We start from the raw sequence: 17,225 nt of genomic DNA, 5'->3' as shown, positions 1-17,225 counted from the left end.
TACCGATATGGATTGTTCTCAATACCATGGCCAGCCGCGCATTCCTATACTGGCGCTGCACAGTGTCGCATCCAGTGCGGCTGAAACGCCCAGAACAATAAAGCCAGGAGCCTGCCAAGCCTTATGTCCCTGATCAACTACATCACCCAGATCCAATTCGATATCGGTGCCATTGCATGCCTGCCTGCCGAATGTGAGCGCATTGGTATAACCAGGCCTTTGATCGTGACCGACCGTGGCGTGCGTGCCGCCGGTATCGTCGATACGGCGTTGAACACCTTCGCCAGCGACACCGCACAACTGCCGATCTACGACGGTACGCCACCCAACCCCAACGAGCATGCCGTGCGTGAGGCCGTGGCCATGTTCAAGGCGTATGGCTGTGATGGCATCATCGCCATTGGCGGTGGCTCGGCGATCGACCTGGCCAAGGGGGTGGCCGTGTGTGCCCGGCACGACGGCCCGTTGAAGGGCTTTGCGGTGATCGAGGGCGGCCTGGCCCGGATCACCCCGGCAACCGCGCCGGTGATTGCGGTGCCGACCACGGCCGGCACGGGAAGCGAGGTCGGGCGCGGAGCCATCCTGATACTCGAGGACGGGCGCAAGGTGGGGGTGATCTCGCCCCATGTGGTGCCCAAGGTGGCCATCTGTGACCCGGCACTGACGCTCGGGCTGCCAGCACAACTCACGGCTGCCACCGGCATGGATGCGATTGCCCACTGCCTGGAAACCTTCATGGCACCTGCGTTCAACCCGCCTGCCGACGGCATTGCCCTGGACGGCCTGTGGCGGGCCTGGCGCTTCATCGAACGAGCCACCCGCGAGCCGGGCAACCTGGACGGGCGCATCAACATGATGAGCGCATCGCTGCAAGGTGCGCTGGCCTTCCAGAAAGGCCTGGGCTGCGTGCACAGCCTCAGCCACGCGCTAGGCGGGATCAACCCGCGCCTGCACCACGGCACCCTCAATGCGATCTTCCTGCCTGCCGTCATCCGCTTCAACCGCACGGCCGAAACGGTGGTGAATGAACACAAGATGCAACGCATCGCTCAGGCGATGGGGCTGGCCGATGACAGCCAGATCGAAGATGCCATTCGCCACATGACCCGTACGCTGGGCTTGCCGACCGGCCTTGGCGAACTGGATGTCAACCCGGACCTGTTCCCACGCATCGTCCAGGGCGCGTTGGCCGATCACAGCCACCGCACCAACCCACGTGAGGCATCTGCCGAGGACTACCAGTGGCTGCTTGAAGCGTCGATGTAAGCCGTTACCTGCTGTTCAACCAATAACAACAAAAGTGAACGCCCATGAATACCAAATATGCGCAACCCGGGCTTGCCCGCGAACCTGAAGCGGTCGCCAGCTCGAACCCGTTCAGAAAGTACCAGGTCATCACCGTCAGCCTGTTGCTGGTGATCGGCATCATCAACTACGTCGACCGCAGTGCGCTGTCGATTGCCAATACGTCCATCCAGCGCGACATGGGCATCACGCCGTCACAGATGGGCATTCTGCTGTCGGCGTTTTCCCTGGCGTATGCCTTTTCGCAACTGCCCTTGGGCATGATCATCGACCGCCTGGGCAGCAAGATTTCGCTGGGGGCGGCCCTGCTGGGCTGGTCGGTGGCACAGACGGCTTCTGGCCTGATCAACAGTTTTTCTGCATTCATCGGGCTCAGGGTGGTGCTGGGAATTGGCGAGGCGCCGATGTTCCCGTCGGCGGCCAAGGCGCTGGCGGAGTGGTTCGAGGCCGAGAAGCGGGGGACGCCGACCGGCATCGTGCTGTCATCGACCTGCATCGGGCCGTGTCTGGCGCCGCCGTTGCTGACGCTGCTGATGGTCACCTGGGGCTGGCGCGGCATGTTCATCGTCACCGGAGTGTTCGGCATTCTGGTTGCCGCCTGCTGGTTCGCCTTCTACAAAAGCAAGGCGCGGTACCTGGCCGAACTGCCTGCCGAGGCGCGTGAGCAACTGCTGGCGGCCCAGGCGCATAAACAGGCGGTGCCAAGCGCCAGGCCCAGTGTGCAGGCACAACTGGCGGCGTGGGCCGAGCTGTTCCGCCACAAGAGCACCTGGGGCGCAGTGTTGGGCTTCATGGGGGTGATCTACATGCTGTGGCTGCACCTGACCTGGCTGCCGGGCTACTTCGAGCGCGAGCATGGCTTGAGCCTGTACCAGACCGCCTGGGTGGTTTCACTGGCCTATGTGTTCGGCGCGTTGGGCACCATTGTCGCGGGCCGCATCTGCGACCGCCTGGTGAAGAACGGTGCCAGTGTGCTGGGTAGCCGCAAGCGGGTTGTCGTGACTGCGTTGCTCGCGGCGGCCGCATTCACCGTTCCCCTGTCGTTCGGTAGCGGCTTTCTGCTCAGTGTGGCGCTGCTGTGTTGCGCACTGTTCAGCGTGAACATGGCCAGCTCTACCGCATGGATGATCGCCAACACCGTGGTCGATAGCCAGCGCGTGGCCTCGTTTGGCTCGATCCAGAACTTCGGCGGCTACCTGGCAGGCTCTGTGGCGCCCATCGTGACTGGGTTCAGCATTCAGCAGACCGGGTCCTTCGCTTCGGCATTCCTGATCAGTGCCGCCGTGGCTGCGGTTGCTGCGATGGCTTATGTGTTGTTGTTGAAGCAGCCGGTTTCCACTGATCGTTGAGCATGCAACTGCGGGTGGAAAGCATCAGGCAGTTAAATAACAATTTGTGATGATTTGCATCATGACAATATATTTATCCTTATCAATGTCAGGCCCTAGCATCTGTTGTCCGCCATCGCCTATTTCAATGAGGTCTTGATGAACCGTTCGCTCTTCGTACACCAACGCACTGCAGCCTTGCTACTGCAACACTGGCGCAGCGGTGACCTGCTGACGGAACTGCCCGCCAGCCTCAAGCCCGAGACGTTGAAACAAGGCTATGACAGCCAGGACCAGTTGTTTGCTGCTGCCGCAGGCCAGCGCGCCGGGTGGAAGCTGGGCGTCGGCAGCCCGGCAGGCATGCGTGCCGGCAAGTTGTCGCGGCCCTTGATTGGCCAACTGGAAGCGGGGCGTTGCCATGCCGATGGCGCACATATCCAGCTGCCAGCGGTTACGCCGGTGACCATCGAATGCGAAATTGCCTTCGTGCTGGAGCGGGATATTCCTCCGCAAGCCGGGCGCGTACCGGTGAGTGAGGATATTCGCGCCACGTGCGTCACCTTTGAAGTGGTGCGTTCGCGCTTTGTCGACCGAAAGGCTGTCGGCTGGCCAAGTTTTGTGGCTGACAACGTGGGGTTTGAAGCATTGGTGGTCGGCAATAGCCTGGGCGCCGGTATCAATGTGCCGTTGCTCGCCGACCTGGCCGAAACCACCGAGGTGCATGTGGATGGTCAATGGCGCGTCGGTGGCTTGTCTGGCGATGCGGCCACCGACCCGCTGGTGTCGCTGGCTCACCTGTACGCGCACGCTGCCGAGCGTGGCCAGACCCTGAAGGCCGGGGATGTCGTGACCACCGGGGCCATGTGCCAGCCGTTCGACCTGCATGAAACCGGCCACCAGGTCAGCGCCAGGTTCCTTGGCCAGACCCTGACGTTTACGCTGTAACGGCCGACCATTGCTCGAACGCTGCCTGCATTCTTTGCCGGGTCTGAGGGTCGGCGGGGATCAGGTGTTCGATGCGCAGTGACTGCACGGTGACATCCTGCGGCATGCCAAAGGTGGTGAACGTGGACAGGAACCGCAGCTCACCATACGGGGTGTTCACGCGGGTCAGCAGCAGAGGGGTGGCTGTCGTCATCTGGCACGGGCTTGCCGGGGCCGGCAAGTCGCGCAAGCGCGCTGCCAGTGCCGGATTGCCTGCGGCCTCCCTGGAGGCACGTTGCCAGGCAGCAGCGCGGATTTCCGGCGCGTTGGCCAGGTGATCACCCAGACCACCGGGGCACAGCAGTGTCTGCAGCAGGTTGAGGCCGGTTGCCGGCTGTGCGCTGACACCGGCCATCGCCAGCAGCAGCCCGGTACTGGCGTTGGCGGCGATGACGTCCCAGTGGCTGTCGATGACGATCGCCGGAGCGGGGTTGTTCACCTGCAGAATATGCTCGATGGCAGTATTCACCAAGGCCAGTTCAGGCGCATCGAGCGGCGTGGCGGCGTAGCGGGGTGCGTATCCTGCAGCAACGAACACTTCGTTGCACCGCTCCAGCGGCGCATCCAGGGCCGAGAGGAGGGCATGCAACGTGCCTGGGCTGGCTTTGGCGCGTCCTGTTTCCACGCAGCTCAGATGACGCTGCGACAGCCCCGTCAGCAGCGCCAGTTCCAGCTGGCTGAGGTTGGCCTGACGGCGCAGTTCGCGAAGATGCTGGCCCGCTGAGATATGCGGGGCAGGGGTGCTGCGATGGAACAGATGCTGATTCATGCGTTGCCCTGATCGTCCTTGAGTGCAATGTCCATGACCTCACGGGTCATTGAGTGCAAGCAACCCTATCACTACTGTGCCGGCAAACCCTATCAAGGAGAGCTATATGGGCTTGCGTATCTGCGCGCTGGCAATACTGGTGCTGTTTTCGCTGTATACCGGCTGGACGATGCTGATTGCCGAGCAATCGCTGCTGGCATTCGGGCTGGCACTGCTGGCGCAGGCGGACACGGCCCAGGTGGTCATCGACCTGTACCTGATGGCCGGGCTGGCCGGTTGCTGGATGGTGAGAGACAACCGCATGCGCGGCAGAGCCGGCATCGCGGTGCTGCCTTACCTGCTGCTGACCGTCGTGTTCGTTTCGCTGGGGCCGTTGCTGTACCTGGTGATCAGAGGCGTTGCCGAGGGGCGCCAGCCATGAGCAGTGCCTTGCAGGTTTATGCGCTGTGTGTGGTGGTGCTGTTCCTCAAGATGTTCCTGGTTTCCTGCTATCAGGGCTATCACCGCTTGCGCTTCGTCGCGTTCACCAACCCGGAGGACGCTGCCGTGTTCAGGCGCATCGCCCTGGCCGCAGAACGCCCGCAGGTGATACGTGCTGCCAAGGTTTGGGCCAACGACCTGGAGAACATTCCCATGTTCTTTGCCCTCGGCGGGCTGGCTGTTGCGCTGGAAGCCGCCACGCTACCGGTGCTGTGGCTGAGTGTGGTGTTCACGGTTGCCAGGGTCCTGCACACGCTGGCCTACCTGCGGGGTTTGCAGCCCTGGAGAACGTTGTTCTATGGCATCGGGGTCATTTGCCTGATGGGATTCTGCTTACTCATCACCGCGAGAATAGGCGGCTGAACCAAAATATTGCATGAGTCATCTTGATGCTTTCACATAGCAGTACTAATACTTAAGCACTGCCGAAGGGGATGATCATGCAGACACGCTTCGTTGTGGTTCCCGCAGTGCCACTCAAGAAAGAGGCTTATCCTCGGCGGCTTGGCTTTCCTGCCGCACTGGGGGAGGGTTACGACCTCTACGACACCCAGGACAAGATGCGTCTGAGCCTGAACTTTTCCACCCGTGCCCAGGCTGAGTTCGAATGTGCATGCCGCAACCGCTGTGGGGATGGCGGTGATACAGGTCTCGCCGGTATCGGTTGATCGCCTGCAGTGGCCAGGTTCCTGATGCTGCGTTGCATGGTCTATCGACACCTTCAAGCGTTTGCGTCGAGGCCGGAGCCGTTTCAGGGTTCCGGCTGGGCGCGTGATGGCACAGTCAATAAGCTCTACCGCGCGGCCTGCCATTCAATAGTCACAAAGTTGTAACACAGCTGATGCAAAGTGTGCCGGCCATCACATGGAGCACATTTTGATGAAACGCCTGATGAAGTCTGCTGCACTCGCCGTTGCCGTTTCCCTTTGCGCCACCTCGGCAGCCTTTGCTGCAGAAAACGTTCGGTTGACCGGTTCGGGCGCCAGCTTCCCTGCACCGATCTACCTGACCTGGTTCAAGGACTTCAGCAAGAACACGGCTGGCGTCACCGTCGATTACCAGTCCAAGGGCAGCGGCGCGGGCGTTCAGGACTTCCTGAACAAGACCGTCGACTTCGCCGCCAGCGACTCGGCCATGAGCGAAGCAGACATTGCCAAGGTTGGCGAAGGCGTGCAGTTGCTGCCAATGACCGCCGGTGAAATCGTCCTGGCTTACAACCTGCCGGGTAACCCTAAAGGGCTGAAGCTGCCGCGCGACGTCTACTCCAATATCTTCCTCGGCAAGATCACCCAGTGGAACGACCCGCAAATCGCGGCGGCCAACCCTGACCTGAAGCTGCCTGCCACCCCGATCACCGTGGTCGTGCGTGCCGACTCCAGCGGCACCACTGCCGTCTTCACCAAGCACCTGTCGGCCATCAACGCTGACTTCAAGCAAGGGCTGGGCGAAGGCAACACCGTCAACTGGCCGGCCACCGACAAGTTCATCAAGTCGCCGAAGAACGACGGCGTAACCGCCACCGTCCGCCAGACCCCGGGCGCCATCGGCTACATCGAGTACGGCTTCGCCAAGCTGGCCAAGGTCGACTTCGCCATGTTGCAGAACAAGGCTGGCCAATACGTCGTGCCGAATGCCGAGAGCGGTGCCGAAGCACTGGCTGCGGTGAAAATGCCGGAAAACCTGGTGGCCTGGCTGCCTGACCCGGACGGTGCCAAGTCCTACCCGATCACTTCCTATACCTGGATGATTTTCCGCAAGGACAACGGCAACCCGGAAAAAGCCAAGGCCATGCGTGAAATGGTCGAGTACAGCCTGACCAAAGGCCAGACCATCGCCGACTCGATGGGTTACATCCCGCTGCCGCCGTCGGTAGTCGACCAGGTGCGTAAAGCGTCCGCCAACATCCAGTAATACCCAGGCGCTCCCGGTATCGGCATGAAGCCATGCCGGGGGTGTTTGTCCCTTGTCCCGGAACTCGCCAATGAACACTCCTTTTGCCATACCGGATAACCCCGACTCCGCGTGCCAGCCACCGTCTGCGAAAGACTTTCTGGTCGATCGCACCTTTCGTGCGCTTGCGCGCATTGGCGTGGTGCTGGTGCTGGCGCTGGTCTTCGCGCTGGTCTACGAAGTCGGCCGCAAGGCACTGCCTGGGATTGAAAAGCACGGTTTTGACGTGTTGTTCGGCAGCGTCTGGGACGTTAACCAAGGCAAGTACGGTATTCTGCCAGCGATCTGGGGTACGCTTTACAGCGCCTTGATCGCCCTGTTGATCGCCGGTTTCTTCGGCGTCAGCATGGCCATTTTCCTGACCCAGGATTTCCTTCCGGCCAAGCTTGCCGCGGTGTTTCGCACCATCGTCGAGTTGCTCGCCGCCATCCCCAGCGTGGTGTACGGCCTGTGGGGCATCTATGTGGTCATCCCGGCGATTCGCCCGTTGACCGCCTGGCTGAACAGCGAGCTGGGCTGGATCCCGTTTTTCGGCACCTCCCTCAGTGGCCCAGGCCTGCTGCCTGCGGCGCTGGTGCTGGCGATCATGATCCTGCCGACCATCGCGGCGGTTTCCCAGGATGCGCTGACCAGCGTACCGATGAAAACCAAGCAGGCTGCCTACGGCATGGGTACTACCCACTGGGAAGCCATCCTCAAGGTGATGGTGCCCTCGGCGGCTACCGGCATCTTCGGTTCGCTGGTGCTGGGCCTGGGCCGTGCACTCGGTGAAACCATGGCGCTGGCCATGCTGGTCGGCAACGCCAACACCATTTCCCTGTCCTTGTTCGCACCGGCCAACACCCTGGCGGCGCTGCTGGCGCTGAACTTCCCGGAAGCCGGCCCGAACGAGGTCGAAGTGCTGATGTACGCGGCACTGGTACTGATGTTCATCACCCTGCTGGTGAACGTCCTCGGCTCGATGATCATGCTCTACGCTCAGCGTGGTAACAAACAATGACTGACCTGACGACCCCTGTAGCCGCGTTGCCCAGTCTGCAGCGCAAGCTGGAAGGCCGCGCCCTGCGCAGCCTGGTATTGACCACCCTGGCATGGTTCGCGGCACTGGTGGCCAGCGTGCCGCTGATTTCCGTGCTGTACATGCTGATCACCCGCGGTGGCGCACGGCTCAACCTGGAAGTGTTCACCGAACTGCCACCTACCGGTTTCGAAATGGGCGGCGGCTTCGGCAACGCCATGGCCGGTACCTTCGTCATGGTCGGCATTGCCGCCGCCATCGCCGTTCCGGTCGGTATTTTGGCCGCCGTGTTCCTCGCCGAGCTCGGCCCGGACAGCAAGCTGGCCAATGCCGCGCGCTTTGCCGCCAAGATGCTCACTGGCCTGCCATCGATCCTGGCCGGGGTGTTTGCCTACGCCCTGGTGGTGATGACCACCGGTACCTACTCGGCACCGGCAGGCGGCGTGGCGCTGGCGGTGCTGATGCTGCCGATCGTGGTGCTGACTGCCGAAGAGTCGATGAAGATGGTGCCCAAGATCATGAAGGATGCTGCCTACGGCATGGGCTGCACCCGTGCCCAGGTGATCTGGAAGATCGTCCTGCCCACCGGCCTGCCGGCCATCCTTACCGGGGTGATGCTGGCCGTGGCCCGCGCGGCTGGCGAAACCGCGCCACTGCTGTTCACCGCATTGTTCAGCAACTACTGGATCTACCACGACGGCGACCTGGCGGTGATGAACCCCACAGCCTCGCTTGCGGTACTGATCTACAACTTCTCCGGCATGCCGTTCGACAACCAGCTGGAGCTCGCCTGGGCGGCCTCGCTGGTACTGGTAATGATCGTGCTGGTCATCAACATTTTGAGCCGAGTCTTCGGCAAGCCCAAGTATTGAGAAAGGGAGCATCCAACTTGAACGTATCCACTGCGCAAAGAGCCGCTCCCATGGTCAGCGAAGCCCCCATCGTCATGGACTGCAAGCTCGACAAGATTTTCTACGGTAACTTCATGGCCGTGCGTGACAGCCATGTGCCGATCAGGAAAAACGAGATCACCGGTTTCATCGGCCCTTCGGGCTGCGGCAAGAGTACCGTGCTGCGTAGCTTGAACCGTATGAATGACCTGGTGAAGGGCTTCCGTTTCGAAGGCCATGTGCACTTTCTTGGGCAGGATGTCTACGGCAAGGGCGTCGACCCTGTTGTAGTGCGCCGCTATATCGGCATGGTGTTCCAGCAGCCCAACCCGTTCTCGATGAGCATCTTCGACAATGTGGCCTTCGGCCTGCGCCTGAACCGCTACAAAGGCGACTTGGGCGATCGCGTGAAGCACGCCTTGCAAGGCGCCGCGCTGTGGGACGAAGTGAAGGACAAGCTCAAGGTCAGCGGGCTGTCGCTGTCCGGTGGCCAGCAGCAGCGCCTGTGCATCGCCCGTGCCATCGCCACCGAGCCGGAAGTGCTGTTGCTGGACGAGCCCTGCTCGGCACTCGACCCGATTGCCACCCGCCGCGTGGAGGAGCTGATGGTCGAGCTGAAAAAGGACTACACCATCGCCCTGGTGACCCATAACATGCAGCAGGCGATTCGTGTGGCCGACACCACCGCTTTCTTCTCGGTGGATATTTCCCAGGGCACCCGCACCGGCTACCTGGTCGAGATGGGCCCGACCGCGCAGATTTTCCAGAACCCGCGCGAGCAGCTGACCAGCGACTACATCAGCGGCAAGTTCAGCTAAACCCTGCAAGCTCAAGGTGGGCGGGTGTTGCAGCCAGGAAGGTTGCAACACCCGGCCGCGTTACCTTCCGTTAAAGTGTTACCCGGGATTACCAATGCGAGCGATGCGTCGTCTTGATCTGTCAGCGGTAGAGCGCGCACTGCGCGAGGTGCAGGGCCGTTTTGCCGAACTCAGCCAGCATTTCACCGAACCGCGGGACCCGTTTACCGACGAGGTGCTGCTGAATGTGGTTGAAGGCTATGCGCTGATTGACGACTATGTCGCTCGCGGTATCGACCTGTTCGACCTGCAACAGCTGAACCTGATGCTGGAAATCAATGCCACCGTGCTATGCGGCAGCGATCCGGCCCGTCGCCTGGAATTCGCCCCGCACCTTGCGGCAACCGAAGCGCACTTTTTCAACAACGTGGAAGGTGGCATCAAGGATTTGTACAACTGGTACTGCGCGTACCGCAGCGATTCCATCTGGAAGCGGGCAGCGGGTGTGTATGTACGGATCCTCAGCAAGCCGCAGCTGTTCATCGAAGGCAACAACCGCACGGGTTCGCTTATTGTCAGCTATTTGCTGATGCGTGCCGGGCTGCCGCCATTCGTGCTGTCGCTGGACAACGCCGAGGGTTACTTCAACCCGTCCTCGGTCATACGCAACTCCGCCAAACACGGTGTCAAGGCTTTGTACGAACTCCCCAAGATCAAGAAAAAGTACGCCGCTTTCCTGGAAGCGAAAGCACCTGAGCCCGGCAAGTTCTTCCTGAACGGCGCGCCCGTGCCTGCCTGCGAGGGGAGCCGCTGATGCAAGGTTCATCCCTGTTCGCACGAGGGCGGCAAGCCATCGAACGCAAGCTCAAGCGTGGCCAGGTACGCATTTCGTTCGATATCGACGACACGCTGGCCTGCCTGCCCGAACACGCCGCCGTCGAGGACAGCAAGCTGCCGGGTTTCGTCCATCGCTGGCTGGGTGAGCCCCTGCGCAGCGGCACCCGCGAACTGATCCGCGACCTGCGCCGCCAGGGCTGCAGCATCTGGATCTACACCTCCTCGGGGCGTACCCCGGCTTACATCCGCCGGTGGCTGATGCTTTACGGCATTCATGTCGATGGTGTGGTCAACAGCGGTCGGCACCAGCACATCCTGGCCCAGCGCGGGCTGGAAAACTCACCCTCCAAGCTGCCTTCGGCTTTTGATATCGACCTGCACGTGGATGATTCCGAAGGTGTGCGCCTGGAAGGTGTCGACCACGGTTTCCGCGTGGTGGTGGTGTGCCCGAAGGATGAGCACTGGGCGCAGAAGGTGAAGGATGCGGTGGTGGATGTGCAGGCACGGCTGGCCTGGCAGCAACCGCACCGCTATGAGATGCCCGCTTGCCAGCGTCCGCAGGCACTGGCTTCCTGAAGCCAGGAGATTCCGCTCAGACAATGTAATGGGGGCTGCTTTGCAGCCCTTCGCGGGCTCGCCCGCTCCCACAGGGGTCGTGGATATCCTGAAATTGGGAGCGGGCGAGCCCGCGAAGGGCCGCAAGGCGGCCCCGGTTCATTCAATCGTATTGATACCCGCCTACCACTCCTACCTGAGCCATAAGTCTCGAACCAGGACCCAAGCAGGTACCGGGACCAAATCACCGGGCCGCACCCTCCCGCCCCAAAGCACTCGCCACCCCACGCCAAAGCAGCGTTCCTGGCAATTTGCCGCCTTCTGATAATCGCCTCCGACATCCCGTCCCCGTTTGGAGCGCGCCATGCACAACAACAATAAGCACCTGCCGCCTCGTTTTCTCGCAGCCGCCATCGCCAGCTTTTCTGCGCTTGGCCTGAGCAGCGTCGCCGAAGCCGAGATCATGCTGTACGACAAGGACCAGACGACGTTTTCCACCGATGGCTATATCAACGCCTTCTACGTCAACAGCGAGGTCGACCGTGAGGGCGAGCAGTTTGACCGCCGCCAGTCGCGGGTGAAGATGGGCTTCTTGCCCAACTACCTCGGCTTCAACATGGGCAAGCAGGTGGATGACCTGAAGCTCGGCGCCCGTGCCTCGTTCTGGGTAACCATCAACGACAGTGAAACCAACGGCACTGACACCGCCATCGACGTGCGCCAGTTCTATGGCACGGTGGCCAACCCCGAGTGGGGCGAGGTGCTGATCGGCAAGGACTTCGGGCTGTTCGCCCGTTCCAACATCCTGCTCGACGAACTGCTGGCCGGCTATGGCCAGGTCAGCGACACCCTGGGGCTGGTGGACGGCGGCGGGGTGTCGTTCGGCAACATTGGCAGCGGTTACCCATACCCGTTCCCTACCTCGCAGATCACCTACCGTACGCCAGTGATGGAGGGCTTGCGGGTGGCGGTGGGCATCATGGACCCGGTCGACACCAACGACAGCAGCCCGACCGGAAAGGCCTACCAGGAAAACCCACGCACCGAGAGCGAGATCACCTACCAGTTCGACTTGGGTGGGGCGCAGATCTACAGCTGGGTCAACGGCAGTTACCAGACCTCGGACAATACTGACTCCACAGTAGAAACGATCACTTCCAAGGGGGTGGGTTACGGGGTGCAGGCAAAGATGGGCGGCTGGTCGCTGACCGGCTCGGGGTTCCAGGCCAAGGGCATCAACCCGTTCTTCACCAACAATGCCGGCGAACCGGTTTTGCGCAACGTCGACAGTGATGGCTACCTGCTGCAGGGCTCGTACAAGTTCGGCAAGAACCGCGTGGCGCTGTCCTATGGCAAGACCAAGGACGATGGCAACGGTGCGGTTGGCAGCGGCGCGGACTACGAGACACGGGGTGTGGCGCTGTTCCATGACATCAACGACAACCTGAAACTGGTGGCCGAGTACAACCAGTTTTCCATCGACGGGCATGACACCAGTGCGCAGAACGAAGACACCGATACCTTTGCGGTGGGCGCGGTGTTGACCTGGTAAGCGGCCGGGGCCGCAAGGCGGCCCCGAATGACACGGTCTTTTACGCCCATGGAACCGCCCACCCGCTACCCAAGTAGCATTCGTCACCCACCACCCGCTCCTTAAACTGATCACTCAGCCACCCCGTGCCGGAGACCACGATGCAGCAGGCTCATAACGACGGTGTGGTCAGTGCCATGTCTCAGGCTACCGACGCACGGCTGGCCGCTCAGGACCTGGCGCGGCAGTTGCTGCACCCGCACCTGGGTTTCGTGTTGTTCTTCTGCTCCGCCGAATACGACTTGCAGGCTTTGGGCGAAGCATTGGAACAGGACTTTGGCGGCATACGCCTGGTCGGCTGCACCAGCGCCGGTGAAATCACCCCGCTGGGCTACGGCCGCAATTGCGTGACGGCGGTGGGCTTCGATCACCGGCACTTTTCGATCGCCACCGCGTTGATCGATGAAATGGAGCGCTTCAGCCTGATCGACGCGCAGCAGATGGTCGAGCGGTTGGTCGGCACCTGCCGCAGCAATACCCTGGCGCCAATCAAGGGCCACAGCTTTGCACTCACGCTGCTCGATGGCTTGTCCAGCCGCGAGGAGATGGTGCTTGCCGCACTCAGCGCAGCCCTGGGGGATATCCCGCACTTCGGCGGCTCGGCCGGTGACGACAACTACCTGAACCGCACCCATGTGTATTACGGCGGTGCATTCCACAACGGCGCAGCCGTGGTGGTGCTGGTCAACACCTGGCTCGACTTCGAAGTGTTCACCACGCATCACATCCTGCCGCGCCAGGAAAAGCTGGTGGTAACCGGCGCCGACAGCGCCCAGCGCCGGGTTTTCGAACTGAATGCCGAGCCGGCGGCCGAGGAATATGCCCGCCACATCGGTGTGCCCGTGGCTGCGCTCGATCACCGGGTGTTCGCCGCCCACCCGCTGGCCGTGCGCATTCATGATCAGTACTACGTGCGGGCGATCCAGCAAATGCATCCTGACCTCAGCTTGAGCTTCTACTGCGCGGTGGAGAACGGCATCGTGCTCACGGCCATGACCCCGGGCCCGCTGTTGCCGAACCTGCACCAGCTGTTCGATGGCCTGCACCAGCGTCTCGGACCGTTGCTGCTGACCATCGGTTGTGATTGTTTCCTGCGGCGGCTGGAACTGGAGGCCCACCACGGCCTGGAGCCGGTCGGCGCGTTCCTGCGCGAGCAACGGGTGATTGGCTTCAACACCTACGGAGAACAGTTCAATGGCATGCACATCAACCAGACCTTCACCGGGGTCGCCATTGCCCGCAACCGGCCTCCTGTCGGTCGCTGAACTGCAGGCCGAGCTGACCCGGCTGCAGCATCAGAACCACAAGCTGCAGCGCATCAATGACGCACTGATCGAGCGCATCGAGTCGGGCGTGACCCGGGGCAACGACCCATACGCCGCGTTCCAGCATTCGGTGGTGCTGGCCGAGCAGGTGCGCGAACGCACCGATGCGTTGAACCAGGCCATGGCCGAGCTCAAGGCCGTCAACCGCCTGCTCAGCGAGGCCCGGCAGCGGGCCGAGACGGCCCACCAGCACCAGATTCGCCTGATTACCGACAACGTACCGGCACTGATCGCCTACCTGAACGCCGATCTGGTCTACGAATTCACCAACAAGGTTTACGAAGAGTGGTATTGCTGGCCGCATGGCGTGATGCTGGGCCAGAGCCTGCGCGAGGCCCACAGCGAGCAGCACTACCAGCGCCTGGAAGGCTATGTGGCGCGGGCGCTGGCGGGGGAGAGCGTGACGTTCGAGTTCGCCGAGACCAATATCAACGGGCAGGAACGCTACATGCTGCGTTCTTACGTACCGAACCGCCTGGCCAGTGGCGAAGTGGTGGGCATCTTCGTGCTGATCCGCGACATCACCGAGCGCCGCAATACCGCACAGGCGTTGCACCAGGCGTATCAGCACCTGGAGCAACGGGTGCGCGAGCGCACTGCCGAACTGACCAGCCTCAACGACCAGTTGCTGCGCGAAATCGAAGAGCGCAGCCAGGCCGAGTCGCGTCTGCGCGAGGCCAAGCGCGAGGCCGAGCAGGCCAACCTGTCGAAAACCAAGTTCCTTGCTGCGGTCAGCCATGACCTGCTGCAACCGCTGAACGCGGCGCGGCTGTTCACCAGCGCGTTGCTCGAGCGCGACGCGCCGCAAAACGCTGCCCAACTGGTGCGTAATGTCAGCAATTCGCTGGAGGATGTAGAAAACCTGTTAGGCACGCTGGTGGATATTTCCAAGCTCGATGCTGGCGTGATCAAGGCCGATGTCGCCCCGTTCGCCCTCCACGAACTGATGGAAAACCTGGCTGCCGAATACGCCCAGGTGGCGCGTAGCGAAGGGTTAGAGCTGCATTTTGTGGGGTGTTCTGCCGTCGTGCGCAGTGACATCCAGCTGCTGGCGCGCATCTTGCGCAACCTGCTCAGCAATGCCATCCGCTACACCCGCAGCGGGCGCGTGGTGCTGGGGTGTCGGCGCCTGCGCGGTGGCGTGCGGATTGAAGTTTGGGACAGCGGCATCGGCATTGCCGAAGAACACCTGGAAGACATGTTCCTGGAGTTCAAGCGGGGTGATGTGCAGCGCCCGGACCAGGACCGTGGCCTGGGCCTGGGCCTGGCAATCGTGGAGAAGATCGCCGGCATCCTCGGCCACCGGATCCGCGTGCGTTCATGGCTGGGCAAAGGCTCGGTGTTCGCTGTCGAGGTGCCGCTGAGCGCCACTGCACCCAAGGCCCAGCCGAGCCAGGCGATCTGCGAGCCAATGCTCGAACGCCTGCGCGGGGCGCGGGTGTGGGTGCTGGATAACGATGCGGCGATTTGCGCGGGCATGCGCACCTTGCTGGAAGGTTGGGGCTGCTGGGTGGTCACTGCGCTGTCGGAGGAAGACCTGGCGCGCCAGGTGGACAACTACCACGCCGAGGCCGACCTGCTGATTGCCGACTACCACCTGGACAATGACTGCAATGGTGTCGACGCCGTAGCGCGGATCAATGCCCGCCGTGCCCAGCCGCTACCGGCGCTGATGATCACTGCCAACTACAGCAACGATCTCAAGCAGCAGATCCGCGAGCTGGGTCACACGCTGATGCACAAGCCCGTACGGCCAATGAAGCTCAAGACGGCGATGAGCCATCTGCTGGCCAGTGGCGTGGCATAGCGGTTGGCCGCTTCGCGGGTTTACCCGCGAAGCGGCCGGAACAGGTCAACGGCGCAGATAATCAGCAAAATCGATATCGCCAGCACTGAGGATGGCTTGTACCCGGTTGTGCACATTGAGTTTGCGCAAGATCGCCGAAACGTGGGCCTTGACTGTGGTTTCGGCGATGTCCAGCGTGTAGGCGATCTGCTTGTTCGATTCGCCTTTGGTCATGCGCTCGAGCACCAGCAGTTGCTTGCGGGTCAGGGCCTGGAGCATTTCCGGCGGGAAGCTCGGGGCATCGTTATGGCGCCGGCTGGTACTGCTTTTTTGCGCGCGGATGATGTCTGGCGGCAGGTAGACGTTGCCATTGAGGATCTGCTCGATCGCTTCGATCATCTGTGAGCGTGGCGACGACTTGGTGATGAAGCCCACGGCACCGTAGGTAATGGCCTGCAGCACGATCTGCTTTTCCTGCTCGGCCGAAACGATGACCACCGGCGTGGTCGGCGCCTCGTTGCGCAGGGTGATCAGGCCGTTGAGGCCGTGCATGCCGGGCATGTTCAGGTCGAGCAGGATCAGGTCGAGGTCGTCATGCGCCTGGGTCAGGGCCAGGGCGCTTTCAAGGTCGGCGGTCTCCATGACCTCGCTGCCCTGGAAACCATCGCTGATGACATTGTGGATGGCTTCGCGAAACAGGGGGTGATCGTCGGCAATCAGAATTTTGTACATGGCCTTTTCACCTTGTTTTTATTGGATGGAGCGGGGCACGCATACGCAGGCATCTCAGGGGAACGGCACCGGTTGTGCCGGCTGCAATGGCAGGTTGGCTTGCTGCCAGGCATCCAGGCCGTCGCGGTACCAATACAGGTTGTTATAGCCCAAGGCTTTCGCGCGTTTTACCGCGTTCCAGCTTAACCAGCAATCGGAGCGGCAGTAAAAGACCAGTGGTTGGTCCGGGTGCCCGGCCGTGGCTTTTTGCAGGTTACGCACGAAGTAGTCCTGCCATGCCGGGCTCAGTGCGCCGTCGCCGGTGTTGGCCAGCCATAGGCTGCCGGGGAGGTTGCTGTGCGGTTCGTCTTCGATGAAGCGACCTTGCAGCCATTGACGGCGATAGACGTCGATCAGCACCGGCCGGGGCGTCTGGCCCAGCAGGCCTTGCAATGTGGCGGTGTCGACGACCTGGCCGCCTTCGACCTGTTGCGGGGTCGGGCTGCGATAGTGCGTGGTGCGATAGCCGTCGGCGGAGAACAGCGGCGCCGTGTCAGCCTGGGCTATACCTAGCGTCAGGCTCAGCGAAAGTACCGCCAGCAAAGGGCGTGGCAGCCGGGGCAGGGCACGTGGCATGGCGGTTTTTCCTTTTTGTTATGGACTCATTACATGCCAGTGGCGGTGCTTTGTGAATGCGACGATAGACAGTAAATGCAGTACTAAAGTAGTAGATGGCCGGGCGCCTGAAGGCATGGAGACGCCCAAGGTGCGGGGGCAACTGTCTTGCTCAATTTCTGAAAGCTGGCGCGATCCGTGTGGGAGCGGCCTTGTGTCGCGAAAGGGCCGCAAAGCGGCCCCCGATTTCAGCTGCACCGCACACATGGTCGGGGCCGCTTTGC

18 protein-coding genes are annotated in these 17,225 nt (G+C 61.9%); 15 read left to right on the top strand and 3 right to left on the bottom strand.

All coding sequences use genetic code 11. The annotated features are described in order from the left end of the window. Nucleotides 1–123: 123 nt before the first annotated feature. From PRJ_RS16470 to PRJ_RS16460, 3 genes are all read left to right on the top strand, one after another. Nucleotides 124–1,266 carry an iron-containing alcohol dehydrogenase gene (locus tag PRJ_RS16470; RefSeq protein ID WP_104961976.1) on the top strand — a complete coding sequence of 381 codons (1,143 nt, stop codon included), beginning with the start codon at nt 124–126 and terminating at the stop codon, nt 1,264–1,266. Between the two features lie 44 nt (nt 1,267–1,310). Next, on the top strand, nt 1,311–2,654 hold the full coding sequence (locus PRJ_RS16465; RefSeq protein WP_070095498.1) for an MFS transporter: 1,344 nt from the start codon (nt 1,311–1,313) through the stop codon (nt 2,652–2,654). A 138-nt stretch (nt 2,655–2,792) separates the two neighbouring features. Continuing rightward, complete coding sequence (locus tag PRJ_RS16460) at nt 2,793–3,578, top strand: 2-keto-4-pentenoate hydratase (protein WP_104961975.1); 786 nt, start codon at nt 2,793–2,795, stop codon at nt 3,576–3,578. On the opposite strand, the gene PRJ_RS16455 is transcribed toward PRJ_RS16460, so the two are convergent. Continuing rightward, complete coding sequence (locus tag PRJ_RS16455; RefSeq protein WP_010953573.1) at nt 3,568–4,386, bottom strand: helix-turn-helix domain-containing protein; 819 nt, start codon at nt 4,384–4,386, stop codon at nt 3,568–3,570. The genes PRJ_RS16460 and PRJ_RS16455 overlap by 11 nt on opposite strands. Before the next feature lie 106 nt (nt 4,387–4,492). Here PRJ_RS16455 and PRJ_RS16450 point away from each other — a divergent pair, with 106 nt between their 5' ends. The 12 genes from PRJ_RS16450 to PRJ_RS16395 all read left to right on the top strand — a co-directional run bounded on the left by PRJ_RS16450 (nt 4,493) and on the right by PRJ_RS16395 (nt 15,636). Further along, entirely contained in the window at nt 4,493–4,807 is a 315-nt protein-coding gene (locus PRJ_RS16450) for a DUF2834 domain-containing protein (RefSeq protein WP_104961974.1), read from the top strand. Continuing rightward, nucleotides 4,804–5,229 carry an MAPEG family protein gene (locus PRJ_RS16445; protein ID WP_104961973.1) on the top strand — a complete coding sequence of 142 codons (426 nt, stop codon included), beginning with the start codon at nt 4,804–4,806 and terminating at the stop codon, nt 5,227–5,229. The genes PRJ_RS16450 and PRJ_RS16445 overlap by 4 nt, the downstream gene beginning before the upstream one ends. 71 nt (nt 5,230–5,300) lie before the next feature. Next, the gene (locus tag PRJ_RS16440; protein ID WP_054889537.1) at nt 5,301–5,534 is read left to right on the top strand and encodes a hypothetical protein; all 234 of its coding nucleotides are present in this window, start codon (nt 5,301–5,303) and stop codon (nt 5,532–5,534) included. A 211-nt stretch (nt 5,535–5,745) separates the two neighbouring features. After that, the gene (gene pstS, locus PRJ_RS16435) at nt 5,746–6,777 is read left to right on the top strand and encodes a phosphate ABC transporter substrate-binding protein PstS (protein WP_014591398.1); all 1,032 of its coding nucleotides are present in this window, start codon (nt 5,746–5,748) and stop codon (nt 6,775–6,777) included. Nucleotides 6,778–6,847: 70 nt separating this feature from the next. Then, nucleotides 6,848–7,816 (top strand): phosphate ABC transporter permease subunit PstC, encoded by a 969-nt coding sequence (gene pstC / locus PRJ_RS16430; protein WP_004574212.1) that lies wholly within the window; start codon nt 6,848–6,850, stop codon nt 7,814–7,816. After that, entirely contained in the window at nt 7,813–8,706 is an 894-nt protein-coding gene (gene pstA / locus PRJ_RS16425; RefSeq protein WP_003254119.1) for a phosphate ABC transporter permease PstA, read from the top strand. The genes pstC and pstA overlap by 4 nt, the downstream gene beginning before the upstream one ends. Nucleotides 8,707–8,756: 50 nt before the next feature. Beyond that, on the top strand, nt 8,757–9,542 hold the full coding sequence (gene pstB, locus PRJ_RS16420) for a phosphate ABC transporter ATP-binding protein PstB (RefSeq protein WP_003254117.1): 786 nt from the start codon (nt 8,757–8,759) through the stop codon (nt 9,540–9,542). Nucleotides 9,543–9,636: 94 nt separating this feature from the next. Further along, a complete protein-coding gene (locus PRJ_RS16415; protein ID WP_104961972.1) occupies nt 9,637–10,335 on the top strand; it encodes a hypothetical protein in 699 nt (232 codons plus the stop codon). Continuing rightward, nucleotides 10,335–10,934, top strand: a complete 600-nt coding sequence (locus PRJ_RS16410; RefSeq protein WP_104961971.1) for a hypothetical protein — start codon at nt 10,335–10,337, stop codon at nt 10,932–10,934. Before PRJ_RS16415 ends, PRJ_RS16410 begins: the two co-directional genes overlap by 1 nt. A 343-nt stretch (nt 10,935–11,277) precedes the next feature. Then, nucleotides 11,278–12,465: a porin gene (locus tag PRJ_RS16405; RefSeq protein ID WP_010953581.1), complete on the top strand. Its 1,188-nt coding sequence runs from the start codon at nt 11,278–11,280 to the stop codon at nt 12,463–12,465. A 140-nt stretch (nt 12,466–12,605) separates the two neighbouring features. Beyond that, nucleotides 12,606–13,769 (top strand): nitric oxide-sensing protein NosP, encoded by a 1,164-nt coding sequence (gene nosP / locus PRJ_RS16400; protein ID WP_014591394.1) that lies wholly within the window; start codon nt 12,606–12,608, stop codon nt 13,767–13,769. Continuing rightward, the gene (locus PRJ_RS16395) at nt 13,738–15,636 is read left to right on the top strand and encodes a NahK/ErcS family hybrid sensor histidine kinase/response regulator (protein ID WP_104961970.1); all 1,899 of its coding nucleotides are present in this window, start codon (nt 13,738–13,740) and stop codon (nt 15,634–15,636) included. The genes nosP and PRJ_RS16395 overlap by 32 nt, the downstream gene beginning before the upstream one ends. Nucleotides 15,637–15,681: 45 nt before the next feature. Here PRJ_RS16395 and PRJ_RS16390 read toward each other — a convergent pair whose 3' ends face one another. Together PRJ_RS16390 and PRJ_RS16385 are read right to left on the bottom strand one after the other, a co-directional pair. Then, nucleotides 15,682–16,347, bottom strand: a complete 666-nt coding sequence (locus PRJ_RS16390) for a response regulator transcription factor (RefSeq protein WP_003254108.1) — start codon at nt 16,345–16,347, stop codon at nt 15,682–15,684. Between the two features lie 54 nt (nt 16,348–16,401). After that, the gene (locus tag PRJ_RS16385; protein WP_020193874.1) at nt 16,402–16,962 is read right to left on the bottom strand and encodes a PQQ-dependent catabolism-associated CXXCW motif protein; all 561 of its coding nucleotides are present in this window, start codon (nt 16,960–16,962) and stop codon (nt 16,402–16,404) included. Nucleotides 16,963–17,225 lie beyond the last annotated feature (263 nt).

Origin of the sequence: Pseudomonas sp. XWY-1 (genome assembly GCF_002953115.1) — a bacterium.
Lineage (GTDB): Bacteria > Pseudomonadota > Gammaproteobacteria > Pseudomonadales > Pseudomonadaceae > Aquipseudomonas > Aquipseudomonas alloputida.
The sequence above is the reverse complement of the archived record's forward strand: the minus strand, read 5'-3'. Positions and strand labels throughout refer to the sequence as shown.

Excerpts from the sequence above, each read along its gene's own strand:
- PRJ_RS16470 (WP_104961976.1), top strand. The coding sequence starts at position 124 with ATGTCCCTGATCAACTACATCACCCAGATCCAATTCGATATCGGTGCC.
- PRJ_RS16465 (WP_070095498.1), top strand. The coding sequence starts at position 1,311 with ATGAATACCAAATATGCGCAACCCGGGCTTGCCCGCGAACCTGAAGCG.
- PRJ_RS16460 (WP_104961975.1), top strand. The coding sequence starts at position 2,793 with ATGAACCGTTCGCTCTTCGTACACCAACGCACTGCAGCCTTGCTACTG.
- PRJ_RS16455 (WP_010953573.1), bottom strand. The coding sequence starts at position 4,386 with ATGAATCAGCATCTGTTCCATCGCAGCACCCCTGCCCCGCATATCTCA.
- PRJ_RS16450 (WP_104961974.1), top strand. The coding sequence starts at position 4,493 with ATGGGCTTGCGTATCTGCGCGCTGGCAATACTGGTGCTGTTTTCGCTG.
- PRJ_RS16445 (WP_104961973.1), top strand. The coding sequence starts at position 4,804 with ATGAGCAGTGCCTTGCAGGTTTATGCGCTGTGTGTGGTGGTGCTGTTC.
- PRJ_RS16440 (WP_054889537.1), top strand. The coding sequence starts at position 5,301 with ATGATCATGCAGACACGCTTCGTTGTGGTTCCCGCAGTGCCACTCAAG.
- pstS (WP_014591398.1), top strand. The coding sequence starts at position 5,746 with ATGAAACGCCTGATGAAGTCTGCTGCACTCGCCGTTGCCGTTTCCCTT.
- pstC (WP_004574212.1), top strand. The coding sequence starts at position 6,848 with ATGAACACTCCTTTTGCCATACCGGATAACCCCGACTCCGCGTGCCAG.
- pstA (WP_003254119.1), top strand. The coding sequence starts at position 7,813 with ATGACTGACCTGACGACCCCTGTAGCCGCGTTGCCCAGTCTGCAGCGC.
- pstB (WP_003254117.1), top strand. The coding sequence starts at position 8,757 with ATGGTCAGCGAAGCCCCCATCGTCATGGACTGCAAGCTCGACAAGATT.
- PRJ_RS16415 (WP_104961972.1), top strand. The coding sequence starts at position 9,637 with ATGCGAGCGATGCGTCGTCTTGATCTGTCAGCGGTAGAGCGCGCACTG.
- PRJ_RS16410 (WP_104961971.1), top strand. The coding sequence starts at position 10,335 with ATGCAAGGTTCATCCCTGTTCGCACGAGGGCGGCAAGCCATCGAACGC.
- PRJ_RS16405 (WP_010953581.1), top strand. The coding sequence starts at position 11,278 with ATGCACAACAACAATAAGCACCTGCCGCCTCGTTTTCTCGCAGCCGCC.
- nosP (WP_014591394.1), top strand. The coding sequence starts at position 12,606 with ATGCAGCAGGCTCATAACGACGGTGTGGTCAGTGCCATGTCTCAGGCT.
- PRJ_RS16390 (WP_003254108.1), bottom strand. The coding sequence starts at position 16,347 with ATGTACAAAATTCTGATTGCCGACGATCACCCCCTGTTTCGCGAAGCC.
- PRJ_RS16385 (WP_020193874.1), bottom strand. The coding sequence starts at position 16,962 with ATGCCACGTGCCCTGCCCCGGCTGCCACGCCCTTTGCTGGCGGTACTT.